Genomic DNA, 17,860 nt, shown 5'->3' on the forward strand with positions numbered 1-17,860 from the left:
CGGACGATCGTCCGTATAGCGGGCGCGAATTGGTGGCGCAATTATTGTCCCGGTGTTTCGTGGCTGTCAACGATCAGCACCTACCCGGGCTGACCGGCCGGGACCGCCGCTCCGACGTAGGGTCGGAGAGTGACCGCCGTGGCGGCCCGCACCGGGGTCGCCGGCAGTTGACACGGTTGGCGGGCGCGAACAGACTGTCGGCGACGGACAAACGTCCGCGAGACGGACGGAGGCAGGAGTATGGCGGATCAGCCGGCTACCGGCGACGCGCCGGGACCGACCGGCGGGGCGTCGGAGCCGACCGGCGGGGCGTCAGGACCGAGCGGTGGCGCGTCGGGACCGCTGGCCGGGCTGCTGGTGGCGGACTTCTCCCGGATCCTCGCCGGGCCCTACGCCACGATGCTGCTGGCGGATCTCGGCGCCGACGTGATCAAGGTGGAGGGACCGGCCGGGGACGACACCCGGACCTGGATGCCCCCGGTCCGGGACGGGGTGGCCACCTACTACCTCGGGATCAACCGAAACAAGCGCTCGATCGCGCTCGACCTGCGGTCGCCGGAGGATCTGGCCGTGGCCCGCGCCCTCGCGGCCCGCGCCGACGTGATGATCGAGAACTTCAAGCCCGGCGGGATGCGCCGCTTCGGCCTCGACTACGAGTCGGTGTCGGCGGAGAACCCCGGCATCGTCTACGCCTCGATCAGCGGCTTCGGCACCGGTGCCGGCGCCTCGCTGCCCGGCTACGACCTGATGGTGCAGGCTATCTCCGGGTTGATGAGTCTGACCGGCGACCCGGACGGCTCGCCGTACCGGGCCGGCATCTCGGTCTTCGACGTGATGGCCGGGATGCACGCGAACATCGGCATCCTGGCCGCGCTGCACCACCGCACGGCCAGCGGCCGTGGCCAGCACGTCGAGGTCAACCTGCTCTCCTCGGCCCTCTCCGGGCTGGTCAACCACAGCAGCGGGTACGTGGCCGGCGGGGTGGTGCCGTTCCGGATGGGTAACGCGCACCCGAGCCTCTTTCCGTACGAGCCGCTGCCGGTCGCCGACGGCGAACTGATCGTCATCGCCGGCAACGACGGGCAGTTCCGCAAGCTCTGCGAGGTGCTCGGCCTGCCGGAGCTGGTCGACGACCCCCGGTTCGGGCGCAACCAGGACCGCACCGCCAACCGCGAGGAGCTCCGCCCGCTGCTGGTGGAGAAGCTGCGTACCCGGACCCGGGACGAGTGGTTCGCGGAGCTGATCGCCGCCGGGGTGCCGTGCGCGCCGATCAACACCATCGACCGCGGGGTGGCCTTCGCCGAACAGCTCGGCCTCGAACCGGTGGTGACGGTGGGGGAGGGGGCCTCGGCGGTGCCGATGGTCCGTAACCCGATCACCTTCTCCGGCACCCGTTCCCGCTACGACCTGCCCCCACCGGGGCTTGACGAACACGGCGAGGAGATCCGCGCGTGGCTGACCAGGAACTGAGCGACGAGAAGCGAGCGGGTGACGAGAAGCGGGCGAGCGACCAGAAGGAGCTGAGCTTCCCCACCTCGATCGGCACCTCCGACGCCGACCGGATCCGGCTGCTCGGTCAGGACCTGGCCGCCGACCTGATGGGCAGGGTGGGCTTCGGCGAGCTGGCCTTCTGGCTGGTCGCCGGTCACCGGCCCACCCCGGCCCAGGTGCACGTCTTCGAGGCGGTGCTCGTCGCCCTCGCCGACCACGGCTTCACCCCGACCGCGATCGCCGCCCGGGTGACGTACCAGAGTGCGCCGGAGTCGTTGCAGGGGGCGCTCGCCGCCGGCCTGCTCGGCGGCGGCTCCCGGTTCCTCGGCGTCACCGAGGACAGCGGCCGGTTCCTCGCCGCCACCCTCGCGGAGCTGACCGACGCGCCGACCGACGACGCCGGCTGGGACGAGGTCGCGCTCGCGGCGGTCACCCGGGCCCGCGCCGAGCGCCGGCTGGTGCCGGGGCTCGGGCACCCGGTGCACAAGGTGCGGGACCCGCGTACGCCGGTGCTGATCGCCCTCGCCGAACAGGAGGGGTTGCGCGGCCCGCACCTGCGGCTCTTCGAGGCGATCGGCCGGGTCCATCCGCAGGTGCTCGGCCGTACGCTGCCGTTGAACGGCGCCGGGGTCTGCGGTGCCGCCCTGGCCGACCTCGGGCTCCCGCCGGAGCTGCTGCGCGGCTTCGCGCTGCTGGCCCGCGCCGCCGGGCTGCTCGGCCACCTCGCCGAGGAGCGCCGCACCGGCATCGGCATGGAGATCTACCGCACCGTCGACCGCAACGCCCGCTACGTATCCCCGGACCCCGTCCAGCCCTCCGACCCCGCCTGACCCCGAATCCGCCTGAGAGAGGAGCCGCGATGGCCACCATCGCCGCGGTGATCGCCTCCACCCACCATCCCTTCTACTACCGGGCCAGCACCGCGCAGGGCGAGGACCGGCCGCCCTTCGCGGACGAGTGGGTGAGCAAGATCCTCGCCTTCCGGGAGACGCTCACCCGGGCCAACCCCGACGTGCTGGTGATGGTCGGCTCGGACCACTTCCACCAGCTCTGGCTGGACAACATGCCGCAGTTCCTGATCGGCAAGGCGCCCTTCTACGACGCCAACTGGTACAACGAGGAGCGCGAGTTCGGCCTGCCGAAGATGCTGCTGCGCGGCCAGGAGGAGCTCTCGGCGCACCTGCTGCGGGAGGGGCTGGACGCCGGCTTCGACCTGGCATTCAGCAACGAGCTGCGGATCGACCACAGCATCACCTGCCCGATCATCACGCTGCGGCCCGAGGCGGACCTGCCGATCGTGCCGGTCTACACCAACATCTTCGCGCCGCCGCTGCCGCAGCCGAAACGCTTCGTGCAGCTCGGCCAGACGATCCGGGAACTGGTCGAGTCGTGGCCGAGCCACCTGCGGGTGGCGATCATCGGCACCGGCCACCTCTCGCTGGAGCTCGGCGGCCCGCGCCAGTTCGGCCCGCACGGCCCCGACCCGGAGTTCGACCGCAAGGCGGTGGAGTGGATCGCCACCGGTGACCTGGAACGCTGCCTCGCCGAGGTGACCCTCGACAGCCTGCACTCGCCGGGCAACGCCACGCACGGTTTCATGGACTTCATGCTGATGATGGGGGTCGCCGGGGCGGGGGCGAAGGCGGACCACGTCGACGCCCTCGACCTCTTCCACACCATGGAGGCCTACTTCACCTGGTATCCGAACGGCGTACCGGCGGGCACGGCGGAGGTGACCCGGTGAGCAGGTACCTGCTGAACAAGTTCCTCTACACCGTCGACCGGGACGCCGAGCTGGTCGAGCGTTACCGCGACGATCCGCGCGGCACCGTGCAGTGGTGGGAGGCGGAGCGGGCCAACGCGGTGCTCAACTGCCACACCGGCGAGGCGAGCACCTGGCAGCGCTTCGAGGACGCCGAGCGGGAGGCGCTGGCCAGCCACGACTACGTCAGGCTCTTCGAGCTGGGCGCGCACCCCTTCCTCACCCTGACCCTGTTCATCGCGATGTTCGAACGCGACCACGACGAACCGCTCGGCTTCCAGAAGCAGTACGCGGCCCGGCTGGCGCACTTCTCGATGCCGTACCCGGACATCGCCACCTGACGGCGGTGCCGCGACCCGCCCGCGTGGTCAGTGCTGGGCGGCGGTGACGGCGCCCACCGCGCCGCCGCCCACCTCGACCTGCGGCCGGGACTGCCAGCGGGCCCAGTCGGCGCTTATCGCGCTGGCCGCCCGGATGAGCTGGGGGAGATGCTGCTCGACCAGGGTCTTGACGCTGGTCTCGGACGAGTTGACGGTGACGTTCATCGCGGCCCGCACCTCGCCCTGGCCGTCCCGGATCGGCACGGCGACCGAGCGGATGCCCGGGGCCAGCTCGTCGTCGGCGAGCGCCCAGCCCCGGGCCCGGACCTCCCGGAGCATGGTGTCCAGTGCCGGCCGGCCGTGCCGGACCCGGGGCTGCACGCCGGAGCGGCTCGGCTGGGCCAGCGCCGTGTTGAGGGCCTCCGGATCGAGCGCGGCGAGCAGCACCTTCCCCTGCGACGTCACGCCCGCCGGGAAGCGGGTGCCGATCTGCACCCGCAGCGCGATGATCCTCGGCACCGCGACCCGGGCCATGTAGACGATGTCGGAGCCGTCGAGTTGCGCCATCGAGCTGGACTCGCCGGTCGCGGCGACCAGGTCCTGCATGTGCGGGCGGGCGATGTCCCAGAGCGAGAGCGCGCCGACGTACGCCATGCCGAGCTCCAGCACCCGGGGGGTCAGCTCGTAGCCGCCGGCGTCGGCGCGGACGTAGCCCAGCTCCTCCAGGGTGAGCAGGAAGCGCCGGGCGGTCGGCCGGGCCAGCCCGGCGGCGGTGGCGACCTCGCTGAGGCTCAGCCGGGGCTGGTCGGCGTGGAAGACGGTGATCACCTTGAGTCCTCGGGCCAGGGCCTCGATGAAGTCGGGTCCTTCGCCGCGCTGTGCCATCGTCCGCCTCGCTCCGTCGTCGCCGTTCCGGTATCCACCCCTCCGCCGCCCGGCCGGTGCCGGGGCGGAACCCGGGCGTCCACAAGTTCACCATGGGCCCGTCCAGGGTGCCGGACGGCGCTCCGGGCGGGGCGTCCGGGCGGTGGCCGGAGCGGTCCGGGCGCCGGGGCAGCCCGCCGGACCCGACCTCTGACCGTCAAGCGAACACCAGTCCGCGTCCAGACGCAATTGTTTCCAGCATGAGTCTTGACATCTTGCAGGTGGCGGCGGAGATTGTGATGTGCGCCGCGTCCGTGTAGCGGACGTTCGTCCGCAGAAATGGTAGCGCAGGGCTCAATCTTCGGAGGAGAGTTATGGCGCCAGCGACCGGGGTTCCGCATCCCGCCACCACCAGCAGGTCCACCCCCGCCCGGCGGTCCGCCGGGAGCCGGCCGGCCACCGCCGGCCGGACCGCCGGACCGGGTTCGGCAGGTGCGGCATGAACCTCGGTCTGCTCCTGCTCCGGCTCCTCCTCGCGGCACTGCTCTTCGGCCACGCCAGTCAGAAACTCTTCGGCTGGTTCCGGGGTCAGGGACCCACCGGCACCGGCACCCTCTTCCACACCTGGGGCTTCCGGCCCGGCCGCCAGATGGCGGTGCTCGCCGGAGTGGCCGAACTCGTCGGCGCGGCACTGATCGCGCTCGGCCTGCTCACCCCGCTCGGCGCCACCGTCGTGCTCGGCACGATGGTGGTGGCCGCCTCCGTCAACGTCCCCAATGGGCTCTGGGCGCACCTCGGCGGCTACGAGGTCGCCTTCGTCTACGGTGCACTCGCCGTCGTGCTCGCCTACACCGGACCCGGCGCCTGGTCGCTGGACCACCTGATCGGACTGGACGGGTTCGCCGGCTACGGCTGGGGCACCCTGGCCCTGGCCGTCGGGCTGCTCGGCAGCGTACCCCCGCTGCTGCGCCGCCGCCGCGCCCTCGCCGCCGGCGACTGACCCGGTCGCCCCGGCACCTCACCCCACCGTCACCCCCGACACCTCAGATCGCCGTTACCACCACCGTGCCGGCCGTCGCCCCTGCCGAAGGGCCGGCGCCGCATCCGAGAGGTGACCCCCGCATGAGCAACGAAGAACGCAGAGGAGTCTCCCGGCGCAGCGTGCTGCGCGGCGGTGCCGTCGCCGGCACCGCCGCCGCGGTGGGCGCCGCGACCGGCCCGGCCGGCGTCGCCGCGCACTACCGCGACGGTGCGATCCGGGCCGATCTGGTACTGCACAACGGGCGCATCCACACCATGGACCGGCGCGACCGGGTGGCCAGCGTGCTGGCGATCCGGGACGGCCGGATCGTCTACGTCGGCAACGACCGCCGGGCCGCCGCGCACGGCTTCGACGGCCGGCCCCGCACCATCGACCTGCGCGGACGGACCGCCATACCCGGCCTGATCGACTGCCACAACCACATCGTGCTGATGGGCAACCGGCCCGGCCACCACACCCCGCTGGAGAACGCCTACTCCGTCGCCGACGTGCGGGCCGGTTACCGGGCGCGGGCCCGCCGGGTGCCGCGCGGCGAGTTCGTCACCACCATCGGCGGCTTCCACCCCAACCAGTTCACCGAGGGGCGGCTGCCGACCCTCGCCGAGCTGGACGAGGCGCTGCCGCACCATCCCGCGTACATCTCGGTCGGCTTCGCCGGGCCCTCGGTGACCAACAGTCTCGGCCGGCGCTTCTTCGAGGCGGCCGAGCTGCCGGTGACCGTCGGCCCGGACGGGTCGATCGCCGCCGGCACCGAGACCGGTCGGGCGACCCTGGCGCTGCGCCGCACCCTCACCCCCGAGCAGCGCGAGCGCGGCGTCCTCGACGCGATGACGTACGCGGCCAGCCTCGGCGTCACCACCCACCTCGACCAGGGCGCCTTCCAGGCCACCGGCACCCCGGCCGACGGCGCGGCGCACGAGGACAACCACGCGATGCACCTGCCCTTCCTCGCCGTCTACGCCCGCAACGAGGGGATCGTCCGGCTGCGCATCAACTACCTGCACCAGGACACCGACGCCGAGGTGCCGGAGCTGACGGCGCGGCTGCGGCACACGTACCCGTTCTTCGGCGACGACATGGTGCGGACCGGTGCGATCGGGGAGTTCATCGCGGCCAGCTACTCCGGCGGCCCGGTCTTCCTGGAGGCGGCCCGGCGCGCCGCACGGGCCGGCTGGCGGATCGAGGTGCACTCGCTGACCGGCACCGACTTCCAGACCCAGATCCAGGCGTTCGAGACGGTGCACGCCGAGATCCCCATCTCCGACCTGCGCTGGGTCGTCGCGCACGTACCCCGGATCACCCCGGACTACCTGGCCCGGCTCCGGGCGCTCGGCGGCGGGGTCAACCTGACCGGCTGGCAGTACCTGGCCGGCCGGGGCCCGGCCGCCGGCCCGCCGTTCCGGACGATCCTCGACAGCGGCATCCCGGCCGGGATGAGCTCCGACGGCATGCAGATCGCGCCGATGAACCCGTGGATCCACGCGTACTACGCGGTGACCGGCCGGAACGCCCGGGGCGAGGTGATCAACGACGGCCAGCAGATCAGCCGGCGGGAGCTGCTCACCCTCTACACCCGGGCCAACCAGTGGTTCCTCGGCGGTCCCGACGAGAAGCTGCTCGGCTCGCTGGAGGTGGGCCGGCTCGGTGACGTGGTGGTGCTCGACGACGACTACTTCACCGTCCCGGTCGAGCGGCTGCGCCGGCTGCGCGCCGACCTCACCGTCGTCGGCGGCGCCGTCGTGCACGACGCCGACGACCGTCAGCGGTGAGTGCCGGCCGTGCCCGCCCCGCCGATCCGCCTCCCCGGCGCCCCGCGACGAACCATCCCCGACAGCGACGAAAGGTATTTGACAGATGCGTAAGCGTTCCCTTGCCGCCGTCGCCACCGTACTGGCGCTCGGCGTGGCGGCTGCCGGCTGCGGCAGCGGCTCAGGTTCCGGCTCCGGATCCGGTGACGACGACCCGATCGTGGTCGGCTCGACCCTCTCCCTGACCGGCGCGTTCGCCGCGACCGGCCAGATACACAAGCTCGCCGGTGAGGCGTACGTCGAGCGGCTCAACGCCGCCGGTGGGCTGCTCGGCCGGCAGGTGGAGTGGAAGGTCGTCGACGACCAGTCCGACCAGTCCAAGGTCAGCTCGCTCTACGAGCGGCTGATCAGCCAGGACCGGGTGGACCTGATCATCGGCCCGTACGCCACCCCGAACATCCTCTCCGCGATGGCTGTCGCCCAGCGGCACGGGTACGTGATGCCGCAGCACACCGCCGTGCTCGCCCCGCAGCTCACGTACGAGTGCCAGTTCCCGGCCTGGTCGATCGGCCCGACGCCGAACCAGTTCATCCCGACCCAGCTCTTCGACGCGCTCGCCGCCCAGCCCGACCCGCCGAAGACGGTCGCCGTGCTGACCAGCCAGAGCGGCTCGGCCGCCTTCGTCTCCGACGGCTTCGGCGAGGACAAGGCCGGCGCGCTGAGCATCGCCCGGGAGCGCGGCATCAACGTCGTGGCCGACGTGCACTACCCGCCGACCACCACCGACTGGGCGCCGATCGCCACCCAGGTCCGGGACGCCAACCCCGACCTCGTGATCAACAACGGTCTCGGGGTGGACGCGGTGAACATCCTCCAGGCGATGGCACAGCTCAACTACCACCCGAAGCGGATGTTCGGCCTCTTCCCGGCGCCGGGACCGCTGCTCGACCTCGGCGAGGTGTCGGAGGGCGTGCTGTCGGTGTCGATGTTCGAGCCGAACAAGCCGACCCTGGACCGGCTCGGCGCACCGGCCACCGAGATCGTCGCCGACTTCACCGCGCGGGCCGAGAAGGCCGGGCTGCCGTACACGGTCTTCGAGACCCAGGCCGCGGCCTCCTGGAACGCCTGGGAGATCCTGACCGGCGCGGTGCGGGACAGCGGCGGGACGGACCAGCAGAAGATGTGCGACACCCTGCACGAGAAGGGCGCCGACACCACCTTCAGCGGACACCTCAGCTTCGACCCGAAGGTGCAGAACTTCTGGCCGACCACCCAGGCGATCAAGCAGATCCAGCAGGGTGACTGGGTCACCGTCTGGCCGGCCGACCGGGCCGCCGGGAAGTTGGCTCCCGCTCGCGGCTGACCCCAGCCGCCCACCCCACGAACGCGCGTCCGGGCCCGGTGCCCCCGTTCCGGGCCCGGCCGCGCCCCATCCACAGTGACCGTCGACCGACCAGAAGCCGAGGCGACCCCCCGTATGAACGTCATCCAGGCCACGCTCAGCGGAGCGCTGATCGGTGGCCTCTACGCCCTGATGGCCACCGGCCTCTCCGTCACCTGGGGGGTGCTGCGCGTCATCAACCTGGCCCACTTCGGACTGATCCTGGTCGGCGCCTATCTCACCTTCCAGATCGCCGTCTCCTGGCAGATCGACCCGATCCTCTCCCTGGTGGTGACGGTGCCGGCGCTCTTCGTGGCCGGCGCCGCGATCCAGTGGCTCTTCGACAAGCTGCGGCTGAGCGAGTTCAACTCGCTGCTTGTCAGCTTCGGGCTGCTGAGCATCACGATCCAGGTGGTCAGCAACATCTGGAGCGCCGACTTCCAGCGGATGCCGGCCGAGATCAACCCGTACGCGACCGGCTCGGTCACGCTCGGCCGGCTGGTCTTCCCGGTCACCACCCTGATGGCGTTCGGCCTCGCCCTGCTGGTGGTGGTCGGGGCGCACCTGGTGCTGCGGCGCACCTTCGCCGGCCGGGCGATGCGGGCGATGGCCCAGGATCCGGCGGTCGCGGGTGCCTTCGGCGTCGACCACCGGCGGCTCAGCGTGCTGCTCGGCGGGGTGGTCGGGGCGACCGCCGCACTCGCCGGGATGGTCTTCGCGCTCTCCAACGCGCTGACGCCGGAGACCGCGTACGAGTGGTTCGGCACCGTCTTCGCGGTGGTGATCCTCGGCGGGATCGGCGAGGTGGTCGGCACCTTCGCCTCCGGCATCCTGGTCGGGGTCCTCTCCGGCGTCGTCGCCGCCGTCTGGTCACCGGCGACCGCGCCGTTCGTGCTCTTCTCCGCGATCATCCTCGCCCTGCTGCTGCGCCCGCAGGGACTCTTCACGGTGGCCGGCGCCGGAGGTGTCCGGTGATGCGCCGGGGCGGGGCCGGGCTGCTTGTCGCGTTCCTGGCGCTGGCCGCGCTCGGCGCCTTCGCCGACCAGCTCGGGATCGCCTCGTTCCACCTGGTGCTGCTCGGCTCGATCTGCTTCTGGATCGCCCAGGCGACGAGCTGGAACATCCTCTCCGGTTACAGCGGCTACTTCAGCTTCGGCCAGGCCGCGTACGTCGGGGTCGGCGCCTACACCACGGCGGTGCTCGCCGGCCGGCACGACGTCGACCTCTTCGTCACCCTGCCGATCGCGGCGGTCCTCTCCGGCCTGCTCGCCCTCGGCATCGGCGCGGTCGCGTTCCGGCTCGGCTCGCTGCGCGGCGAGATCTTCGCGCTGCTCACCCTCGCCGTGCCGTTCATCCTGGCCGCCTTCGCCCGGATCAACCGGTCGATCGACGGTGGACAGGGCGCCACCGTCCCGGTCCCCGAGCTGCCGGCCGCGATCGGCTCGTTCCAGCAGTTCCAATACCTGCTGGCGCTGGCGATCGCCACCGCGGCGGTCGCCGTCGCGTACGTCGTCCAGCAGACCCGGACCGGTGCGGCGCTGGCGGCGATCCGGGACGCCGAGGACGTCGCCGAGGTGACCGGGGTGGCGACCTTCCGCTACAAGATGCTGGCGATGCTGCTCAGCGGGGTGCTCGGCGGTGTCGCCGGCAGCGTGTACGCCCTGCAGATCGGCTTCGTGACCGTCGAGAGTGTCTTCGGGCTGACGATCCCGCTCTTCGTGATCGTGATGGGGGTGCTCGGCGGGCGGCACCACTGGCTCGGCCCGGTGATCGGCGCGGTGCTGATCGTGATGTTGCAGGACCGGCTCTCGTCGTACGGGCTGGACGCGTACAACCTGATCATCCTTGGCGGGGTCCTCGCGCTGCTCGTGGCGCTCGCCCCCGACGGCCTCTACGCCCGGCTCCGGGCCCGGCCGCTGATCGCGCTCGGCACCCTTGTCGTGGTGAGCGGCGGCCTGGCGGTGCTCCAATTCTGGGGCGAGCTGCTGGACTGGCTGCTCGTCGGGATGCTCGCCGCGAGCCTGGTCGCGATCGTGCTCGGCGCGGCACCGGTCGCCGCCCGGCTCGGCCTGCGGCCGGGTGGGGGTGGTGGGCCGGCGCCCCGGCCCGCAGTTCCCTCTGCTGGTGCCGCCGTGGAGGCTGCCGGTGGTGGCGGTCTCGGTGGGGCTGCCGAGGGTGGCGTGCCCGAGGGTGGTTCCGGGGCTGTCGTCGCCGATGCTGACGGCGGTGCCGGGGGTGGGGCCGGCGGTGGCCGGCGGCCGGCGCCGGTCGAGGGCGGGAAGGTGCTGGTCGAGTGCCGGCAGGTGGCGCGATACTTCGGCGGGGTGCACGCGCTGGAGGACGTGAGCCTGCAGATCCGGGAAGGTGAACTGGTCGGGCTCGTCGGGCCGAACGGATCCGGCAAGACGACGCTTGTCAACCTGCTCTCCGGGGCGATCCGGCCGACCCGGGGCACCATCCTGCTCGACGGGCAGGACATCACCCGGTTGCCCCCGCACAGGATCGCGCACGTCGGGATGGCCAGGACCTACCAGATCCCCCGGCCGTTCGACTCGATGACCGTCCGGGACAACGTGGCGATGGCGATCATGTTCGGACGTACCCCAACCTCGTTGCCGCGGGCCCGGCCGCTGGCCGACCGTCACCTGCGTACGGTCGCGCTGGAACACCTGGCGGACGCGTACCCGGGCAGTCTCAACCTGCACCAGCGGCAACTGCTGGAGATGGCGCGGGCGATCGCCGCCAACCCCCGGGTGCTGCTGCTGGACGAGGCGCTGGCCGGGCTCAACCCGGCCGAGGTGGACAACGCCGTACGGGTCGTCCGGAGGATCCACGACAGCGGCATCACCATCGTCATCGTCGAACACCTGCTGCGGGTGCTCAACCAGCTCGCCACCCGGCTCGTCGTGCTCGACCGGGGCAGCTGCCTCGCCGACGGCGACCCGCAGACCGTGCTGAACGACCCGGCCGTGGTCCGCGCCTACCTGGGGAGGCAAGCCCATGTCTGAACCGTTGCTGCGGGTCCGGGACCTCGAGGTGCGCTACGGCGACGCGCAGGCGCTCTGGGACGTCACCCTGGAGGTGCGGGAGGGGGAGACGGTCTGCGTCGTCGGCCCGAACGGTGCTGGCAAGTCGACGCTGGTGAACGCCATCGCGGGGCTGCATCCGGCGTACCGGGGCGAGATCAGCGTCGGCGGCGCCGACATCACCCGGCTGCGCGGCCATCGGGTCTGCGGGCACGGTGTCGCGGTCGTCCCGGAGGGGCGGCGGATTTTTCCCCGGATGACGGTGCTGGACAACCTGGTGCTCGGCGCCTATCGGCGGGGTGCCCGGCGCGAGCACCGCAACACCCTGGACGAGGTGTATGCGATCTTTCCCCGGCTGGCCGAACGGGCTAATCAGCTCGCCGGCAGCCTGAGTGGGGGAGAGCAGCAGATGCTGGCGATCGGGCGGGCGCTGATGGCCCGGCCGCGCCTGCTGCTGCTCGACGAGCCGTCGCTCGGGCTGGCGCCGGTGCGGGTGGACGAGGTCTACGACGCGATCATCCGGATCAACGCGGGCGGGGTGAGCGTGGTGGTGGTGGAGCAGGACGTGCAGCGGGCGCTCGCGGTGGCGGGTCGGGCGTACCTGCTGGGCGAGGGTCGGGTGGTGCTGACCGGGCCGGCCGACGAGCTGCGCGACAGCCCGGAGGTGCGGCGCAGCGTGTTGGGACTGTGAGCCGGGTCCGGTAACCGGCTGGCCGACGCCGGCTGTCGAGGAGAGGGCCCGCCCCGGACCGGGGGAGAAGGCGGTCCGGGGCGGGCGGGGTGATGAGGCGGGTCATTGGCGGTGGGGGAGCCAGCCCAGGAGCTGGCCGGTGATCAGCGCGGGATGGGTGTCGGGGAGCTGTCGCAGGGCGCGGGCGAGGTGCGCGCCGAGGTGGACCATCAGCCCGATCCGGTCACCGTGGTAGGCGGTCAGCAGCGCCAGCCGGGCCTGCCGGCAGGGCCAGGGGGCGGCGCAGGCGTGGCAGGCGTACGACCGGGTGGGCTTGTGGGCGGTCCGGGCGTACTTCCGCCGGACGTGCCGCAGCCAGCGCTCCTGCGGGCCGATCACCGGTCACACCCGTTCACCGTGCCGGGCGTGGTGCCGTTGCGGGCTTGGGGTGAGCGCTTCGGCGCGGCCGTTCCTCGGTTGTGGGCGGGCGGACGCGTCCGGGGTGGGTCGGCGGTTGGTCGCGCGTGACCGGGTCGGTAGGGGAGTGGCGTCCGGTGTCAGCGCGCGAATCTCGGACCGCTCGGTCTCGGTGAAGGCGACGGGCGGCGTCGCGCGGGCGGTGGCCCGGTATTGCCGGCGGGTCAGCGGCGGTACGGGTGCCGGCTGGTAGGGCATCGGTACCAGGTCGACCGAGTCCGGACAGCGCCAGCGGAAACCGCAACGGCAGTACCGCCAGAGTCGCCGCCAGTCGCGGCGATGGTAGGGCTTGGCTCTGCGGCTGAGCATCATGGTGTCTCCCATCTGAGAAGCAGAGGTGGAGGACTTGGTCCTGGTGAATCGCTTGAATCCACTGTGCTGACCGTTGTGCTTCAAACACACTCCGTTGCAAGATGGATCGGGGACGTTCGGGACGTTCAGATGGGAGCAGGTGATGAATCGGACCTTTTTGGAAGCGATGACCGAGGCGGGTGAGACTCCCGAGAGTCTGGCCAAGCAAGTCGGCGTTGACCCGAAGACAGCGGCACGATGGGTGAGCCCTGGACGTGTGCCGCAGTCGCGGCACAGGGCGAAGATCGCTGGGCTTGTAGGGCGGGACGTCGCAGATCTGTGGCCGGACGTTCTGAAACGACGCGACCCGGTGTGGTTCCGGCCGTGGGCTGACACCGAGCACGAGGCGGTGTCGCTCCGGTGGTACGAGCCGGCGTGGGTGCCGGGCGTTCTCCAGACCGAGGCGTACGCACGGGCGACGCTGGCAGGCGAGATGCTGACCGAGGAGGAGGTAGACCGCCTGGTGGGTGCGCGCCTCCGGCGGCAGGCCATCCTGACCAGGGAGCGTCCGCCGCTGCTTGTGACGGTCTTGGACGAGGCTGTCATCCAACGACTCTGTGCGAGTCCGCCCCGGCTGTGTGCCGAACAACTTGAACGGCTGGTCGAGTGCGCTGAGTTGCCGAACGTGGAGGTCCACGTGGTGCCAGCCAGCGCTGGCCTTTACCCGGGGCTCGGCGGCCAGTTCATCATCGCCGACCTGAGCGACGGCGTGCGTGCCGGGTACGCTGACAGCCAGGTGGCGGCGCACATCGTGGAGGGAGTCGAGGACGTTGCTACGCTGGCGGGTAGGTGGGAGCGAATCCGTAGTTTCGCCCTCCCGAGTTCCGCCTCACTGGCATTGATCAAGAAGGCAGTCCAACATGGATGACCTGGCCGGCGCCCACTGGCGCAAGAGCACCCGCAGTGGCAACAACGGCGGCGCCTGCGTGGAGGTCGCCGATAACCTTCCCGGCAGAGTGTTGGTCCGGGACAGCAAGGATCGTGGCGGCGCCAACCTTAGCTTCGACCCGGCCGTCTGGCGTTCGTTCGTCAACGACGTTGCCCGGCGTCCGGAGTAGAGGGCTTTGTAACTGTTATGTCTGGTCTTGAGGAATGATCTTGCGAACGGTAGTGAATAAAAACTACATACTTGATCTTTAGGGCCGCAGGTCAGCAAGTCTGCTCCCCGCGCACGCGGGGGTGATCCCGGTGCATTCCGTAGCGCCAGAGATCATGCCCTCTGCTCCCCGCGCACGCGGGGGTGATCCGACGACTCCCGCCATTGATGAACCTCGCGTTCCCTGCTCCCCGCGCACGCGGGGGTGATCCTGCGTGCTGAAAAGTTGGTCGCTGAATCGCTTTCTGCTCCCCGCGCACGCGGGGGTGATCCGACGGGACTCCCCTTCGGCACGACGAGGATCAGCTGCTCCCCGCGCACGCGGGGGTGATCCGTCCAAATCGATTTCCACTCCCTCCGGGTGAATCTGCTCCCCGCGCACGCGGGGGTGATCCTGGATACAATGATGAATTCGGGTGGGCACCGCACTGCTCCCCGCGCACGCGGGGGTGATCCTCACACGGTGTAATTGCCGATGAGCAGCCGAGTCTGCTCCCCGCGCACGCGGGGGTGATCCCAAGATGACACCGCTTGACGTAGCGGAAGGGTTCTGCTCCCCGCGCACGCGGGGGTGATCCCAACGACCGTTCATCGGATGGGATGGAGAAGGACTGCTCCCCGCGCACGCGGGGGTGATCCATGGCTCATGATCTCTCTATTCGCAGCCGTGGCCTGCTCCCCGCGCACGCGGGGGTGATCCCGACGCTGACGTAGACGTCGCTGCCATCAAGGCCTGCTCCCCGCGCACGCGGGGGTGATCCGGATGACGGGAAGTGGTACGGAGAGGGTCGCTCCTGCTCCCCGCGCACGCGGGGGTGATCCCATCCCTTACCGGGGTATCGAATCGCATGGCGTCTGCTCCCCGCGCACGCGGGGGTGATCCCTCAGCCTACCTCTGGTACTTGTCTTCTTTGTTCTGCTCCCCGCGCACGCGGGGGTGATCCCTTGATTGTTTGCTGCATCATCGCTGCATTGAGCTGCTCCCCGCGCACGCGGGGGTGATCCGCAATGACGTCGGGGCAGCTCGCTCAGATGGTGCTGCTCCCCGCGCACGCGGGGGTGATCCTGGGTGGGATCGAAGGTGAGTTTGATGTACCAGCTGCTCCCCGCGCACGCGGGGGTGATCCTAGTGTTCTGACCGGACAGAACGGGGTACGTCTCTGCTCCCCGCGCACGCGGGGGTGATCCCGCCCAGAGTAGCCGTAGAAAATCCCATCATGCCTGCTCCCCGCGCACGCGGGGGTGATCCCGCGGCGTGCTGGTCTGCGACACCTGCGACCAGCTGCTCCCCGCGCACGCGGGGGTGATCCCGTATCGATCTGGGTACGCTCCGGCCGTAACGACTGCTCCCCGCGCACGCGGGGGTGATCCCTTCTTGGAGAACCCGACATTGAGTAGGGTACGCTGCTCCCCGCGCACGCGGGGGTGATCCAATGGCACAGAGAGTGGGATGGGACGAAGCAAGCTGCTCCCCGCGCACGCGGGGGTGATCCAGACCAGAGGTCGTCAGAAAGAGCAGTCGCGATCTGCTCCCCGCGCACGCGGGGGTGATCCCCCAGAGGCCGGCCCATGTCCCGCTGGAAATGTCTGCTCCCCGCGCACGCGGGGGTGATCCCCCTCCCTTAGTGAGCGCGTCGGGCGCTCTAGACTGCTCCCCGCGCACGCGGGGGTGATCCTTCAGTTGTGGTATGTCGGGGCTACCGAGGTGGCTGCTCCCCGCGCACGCGGGGGTGATCCAGTTTTGTTGCTCCCCCTAGGTGGTGTCCGGCGGATCTTGATGGTGGTTCGTTGTTCTGGTCGTGGCGCGTTTTGATTTGACTGATGCCGAGTGGGCGGTGTTGGAGCCGTTGCTGCCCGCGCAGCCCCGTCGTGGTGGGCAGTGGCGCGATCACCGGCAGGTGATCAACGGGATCTGCTGGGTGAAACGGACCGGGTCGCCGTGGCGGGACATGCCCGAGCGGTACGGGCCGTGGAAGACCTGTCATGAACGGTTCCGCCGGTGGGCTGCCGACGGCACCTGGACCCGTCTCAAGCAGCAGGTGGTCGCGTTGGCTGAGGCTGACGGTGACATCGACTGGGACGCTCAGGTCGATTCCACGGTCGTGCGCGCTCACCAGCACGCCGCCGGTGCCCGTAAAGGGGGCTCACCACCAAGGATTCGCAGGCACGTCAGGGTCTGGGTCGTTCCCGGGGAGGGTTGACCACGAAGGTGCACACTATGGCCGACGGGCGAGGCCGTTCGCTCGCCACGCGGATCACCCCGGGCCAGGCCTCCGATACCAAGCAGCTGGTGCCCTTGTTGGATCAGATCGCCGTGACCCGACCCGGCGGCGTCGGCCGTCCCCGTAAGCGTCCGGACTCGCTGACCGCGGACAAGGCGTACTCGTCCAAGGCGAACCGGGCCGCGTTGCGGGCCCGCAAGATTGCCGCCGTGATCCCCGAACGCGCCGACCAGAAAGCCAACCGGACAAGGAAAGGATCATCAGGCGGCCGTCCCCCAGACTTCGACACCAGCGCATACACCCACCGCAACCAGGTCGAACGTGGCTTCGGTCGACGCAAACACTGGCGAGGCCTGGCGACCAGGTACGACAAGCTCATCGAAAGCTACGAAGCCACACTGGACCTCATCGAGATGCTCGACTGGCTCCGTGCCGTACCCGACCACACTCCATGATCCGCAGGACACCACCTAGTGGTTGTGTTCTGACTGCTCCCCGCGCACGCGGGGGTGATCCGACGAAGAACCAGCCGATGCCTTTTTCGTGGGTCTGCTCCCCGCGCACGCGGGGGTGATCCCATAGCGACCAGCGCCAATACCACGAGAATTGCCTGCTCCCCGCGCACGCGGGGGTGATCCCCGAAATCCCGTCCGCACAGCGTATCGGCACCACTGCTCCCCGCGCACGCGGGGGTGATCCTTCATCGAATGAGCTGATTGCGTCGATTACCACCTGCTCCCCGCGCACGCGGGGGTGATCCGATGGTTGAGCTGGGGATGTCCGAAGAGGAATTCTGCTCCCCGCGCACGCGGGGGTGATCCCCTCGCAGGTTTCTTCCCATACAAGAGCGAGTACTGCTCCCCGCGCACGCGGGGGTGATCCGCTGCTGCCGGCGAGTCGTGGTGCGGGCATGGTCTGCTCCCCGCGCACGCGGGGGTGATCCCACGAAGTTGACAGTCAGAGTCATGGAGGTGGTCTGCTCCCCGCGCACGCGGGGGTGATCCCCACGCCTGCCAGCCCGGCATCGCCGACAGCGTCTGCTCCCCGCGCACGCGGGGGTGATCCGTCCAGGCCGACCGTCTGCGCCTTCCCCCCGGCCTGCTCCCCGCGCACGCGGGGGTGATCCCTCGCTGCTGGCTGGCACCCCCGGCGGAGAACGCTGCTCCCCGCGCACGCGGGGGTGATCCATGGGGGAAGATGGGAAGCCCGGACGTTCCGGCCTGCTCCCCGCGCACGCGGGGGTGATCCTCATCCCAGGTCAGGCAGACTTCTTGATGTTCCCTGCTCCCCGCGCACGCGGGGGTGATCCTGTTCTGGCGGGACAATGACGAATCAAACCTCCCTGCTCCCCGCGCACGCGGGGGTGATCCAGCGACTCAAAAGGTTCGCTCGACGCACCCGACCTGCTCC

The 17,860-nt window shown here is 70.6% G+C and carries 16 protein-coding genes and 2 CRISPR repeat arrays (1 of these 18 only partly in view); of the genes, 13 read left to right on the forward strand and 3 right to left on the reverse strand.

Features of this window, described 5'->3' with window-relative positions:
* The first annotated feature begins 240 nt into the window (after positions 1 to 240).
* Genes ACN27G_RS09600 through ACN27G_RS09615 form a run of 4 tightly spaced genes read left to right on the forward strand, consistent with a single transcriptional unit; the run spans position 241 to position 3,594 of the window.
* Positions 241 to 1,470, forward strand: coding sequence for a CaiB/BaiF CoA transferase family protein (locus ACN27G_RS09600; RefSeq protein WP_421492425.1), 1,230 nt, complete (start codon positions 241 to 243; stop codon positions 1,468 to 1,470).
* Complete coding sequence (locus ACN27G_RS09605; protein WP_421492426.1) at positions 1,452 to 2,321, forward strand: citryl-CoA lyase; 870 nt, start codon at positions 1,452 to 1,454, stop codon at positions 2,319 to 2,321. Before ACN27G_RS09600 ends, ACN27G_RS09605 begins: the two co-directional genes overlap by 19 nt.
* A 29-nt stretch (positions 2,322 to 2,350) precedes the next feature.
* Positions 2,351 to 3,235 carry an extradiol ring-cleavage dioxygenase gene (locus tag ACN27G_RS09610; protein WP_421492427.1) on the forward strand — a complete coding sequence of 295 codons (885 nt, stop codon included), beginning with the start codon at positions 2,351 to 2,353 and terminating at the stop codon, positions 3,233 to 3,235.
* Positions 3,232 to 3,594, forward strand: a complete 363-nt coding sequence (locus tag ACN27G_RS09615) for a hypothetical protein (protein ID WP_421492428.1) — start codon at positions 3,232 to 3,234, stop codon at positions 3,592 to 3,594. The genes ACN27G_RS09610 and ACN27G_RS09615 overlap by 4 nt, the downstream gene beginning before the upstream one ends.
* A gap of 27 nt (positions 3,595 to 3,621) precedes the next feature.
* On the opposite strand, the gene ACN27G_RS09620 is transcribed toward ACN27G_RS09615, so the two are convergent.
* The gene (locus ACN27G_RS09620; RefSeq protein ID WP_421492429.1) at positions 3,622 to 4,458 is read right to left on the reverse strand and encodes an IclR family transcriptional regulator domain-containing protein; all 837 of its coding nucleotides are present in this window, start codon (positions 4,456 to 4,458) and stop codon (positions 3,622 to 3,624) included.
* A 478-nt stretch (positions 4,459 to 4,936) separates the two neighbouring features.
* Between ACN27G_RS09620 and ACN27G_RS09625 the strand changes: the two genes are divergently transcribed.
* The 6 genes from ACN27G_RS09625 (at position 4,937) to ACN27G_RS09650 (ending at position 12,325) form a co-directional block, all read left to right on the forward strand.
* The gene (locus tag ACN27G_RS09625) at positions 4,937 to 5,437 is read left to right on the forward strand and encodes a DoxX family protein (protein ID WP_421492430.1); all 501 of its coding nucleotides are present in this window, start codon (positions 4,937 to 4,939) and stop codon (positions 5,435 to 5,437) included.
* A gap of 122 nt (positions 5,438 to 5,559) precedes the next feature.
* Positions 5,560 to 7,248, forward strand: coding sequence for an amidohydrolase (locus tag ACN27G_RS09630; protein WP_421492431.1), 1,689 nt, complete (start codon positions 5,560 to 5,562; stop codon positions 7,246 to 7,248).
* 85 nt (positions 7,249 to 7,333) lie between these two features.
* Positions 7,334 to 8,590: an amino acid ABC transporter substrate-binding protein gene (locus tag ACN27G_RS09635; protein ID WP_421492432.1), complete on the forward strand. Its 1,257-nt coding sequence runs from the start codon at positions 7,334 to 7,336 to the stop codon at positions 8,588 to 8,590.
* A gap of 114 nt (positions 8,591 to 8,704) precedes the next feature.
* A complete protein-coding gene (locus ACN27G_RS09640) occupies positions 8,705 to 9,583 on the forward strand; it encodes a branched-chain amino acid ABC transporter permease (protein WP_421492433.1) in 879 nt (292 codons plus the stop codon).
* Positions 9,583 to 11,616, forward strand: a complete 2,034-nt coding sequence (locus ACN27G_RS09645; protein ID WP_421492434.1) for an ABC transporter permease subunit — start codon at positions 9,583 to 9,585, stop codon at positions 11,614 to 11,616. The genes ACN27G_RS09640 and ACN27G_RS09645 overlap by 1 nt, the downstream gene beginning before the upstream one ends.
* A complete protein-coding gene (locus ACN27G_RS09650) occupies positions 11,609 to 12,325 on the forward strand; it encodes an ABC transporter ATP-binding protein (RefSeq protein WP_421492435.1) in 717 nt (238 codons plus the stop codon). The genes ACN27G_RS09645 and ACN27G_RS09650 overlap by 8 nt, the downstream gene beginning before the upstream one ends.
* A 102-nt stretch (positions 12,326 to 12,427) precedes the next feature.
* Here the strand turns inward: ACN27G_RS09650 and ACN27G_RS09655 are convergent, their stop codons facing one another.
* Positions 12,428 to 12,703 carry a hypothetical protein gene (locus tag ACN27G_RS09655; protein ID WP_421492436.1) on the reverse strand — a complete coding sequence of 92 codons (276 nt, stop codon included), beginning with the start codon at positions 12,701 to 12,703 and terminating at the stop codon, positions 12,428 to 12,430.
* 3 nt (positions 12,704 to 12,706) lie between these two features.
* Positions 12,707 to 13,105, reverse strand: coding sequence for a hypothetical protein (locus ACN27G_RS09660; protein ID WP_421492437.1), 399 nt, complete (start codon positions 13,103 to 13,105; stop codon positions 12,707 to 12,709).
* Between the two features lie 130 nt (positions 13,106 to 13,235).
* Here ACN27G_RS09660 and ACN27G_RS09665 point away from each other — a divergent pair, with 130 nt between their 5' ends.
* From ACN27G_RS09665 to ACN27G_RS09675, 3 genes are all read left to right on the forward strand, one after another.
* Positions 13,236 to 14,000 carry a DUF5753 domain-containing protein gene (locus ACN27G_RS09665; protein ID WP_421492438.1) on the forward strand — a complete coding sequence of 255 codons (765 nt, stop codon included), beginning with the start codon at positions 13,236 to 13,238 and terminating at the stop codon, positions 13,998 to 14,000.
* The gene (locus tag ACN27G_RS09670) at positions 13,993 to 14,190 is read left to right on the forward strand and encodes a DUF397 domain-containing protein (RefSeq protein WP_421492439.1); all 198 of its coding nucleotides are present in this window, start codon (positions 13,993 to 13,995) and stop codon (positions 14,188 to 14,190) included. Before ACN27G_RS09665 ends, ACN27G_RS09670 begins: the two co-directional genes overlap by 8 nt.
* A 100-nt stretch (positions 14,191 to 14,290) precedes the next feature.
* A CRISPR array of direct repeats spans positions 14,291 to 15,966; the repeat unit is 28 nt; unit sequence CTGCTCCCCGCGCACGCGGGGGTGATCC.
* Positions 15,967 to 16,027: 61 nt separating this feature from the next.
* Positions 16,028 to 16,905, forward strand: a protein-coding gene (locus ACN27G_RS09675) for an IS5 family transposase (RefSeq protein ID WP_421492440.1) whose coding sequence is annotated in 2 segments (ribosomal slippage) — positions 16,028 to 16,375 and positions 16,378 to 16,905 — 876 coding nt in all. Because the reading frame shifts where the segments join, the coding sequence is not laid out codon by codon here.
* 33 nt (positions 16,906 to 16,938) lie between these two features.
* Positions 16,939 to 17,860: a CRISPR direct-repeat array (repeat unit 28 nt; unit sequence CTGCTCCCCGCGCACGCGGGGGTGATCC); it runs 1,426 nt beyond the window's last position.

Source organism: Plantactinospora sp. WMMB334, assembly GCF_049179095.1.
Classification (GTDB): Bacteria; Actinomycetota; Actinomycetes; order Mycobacteriales; family Micromonosporaceae; genus Plantactinospora.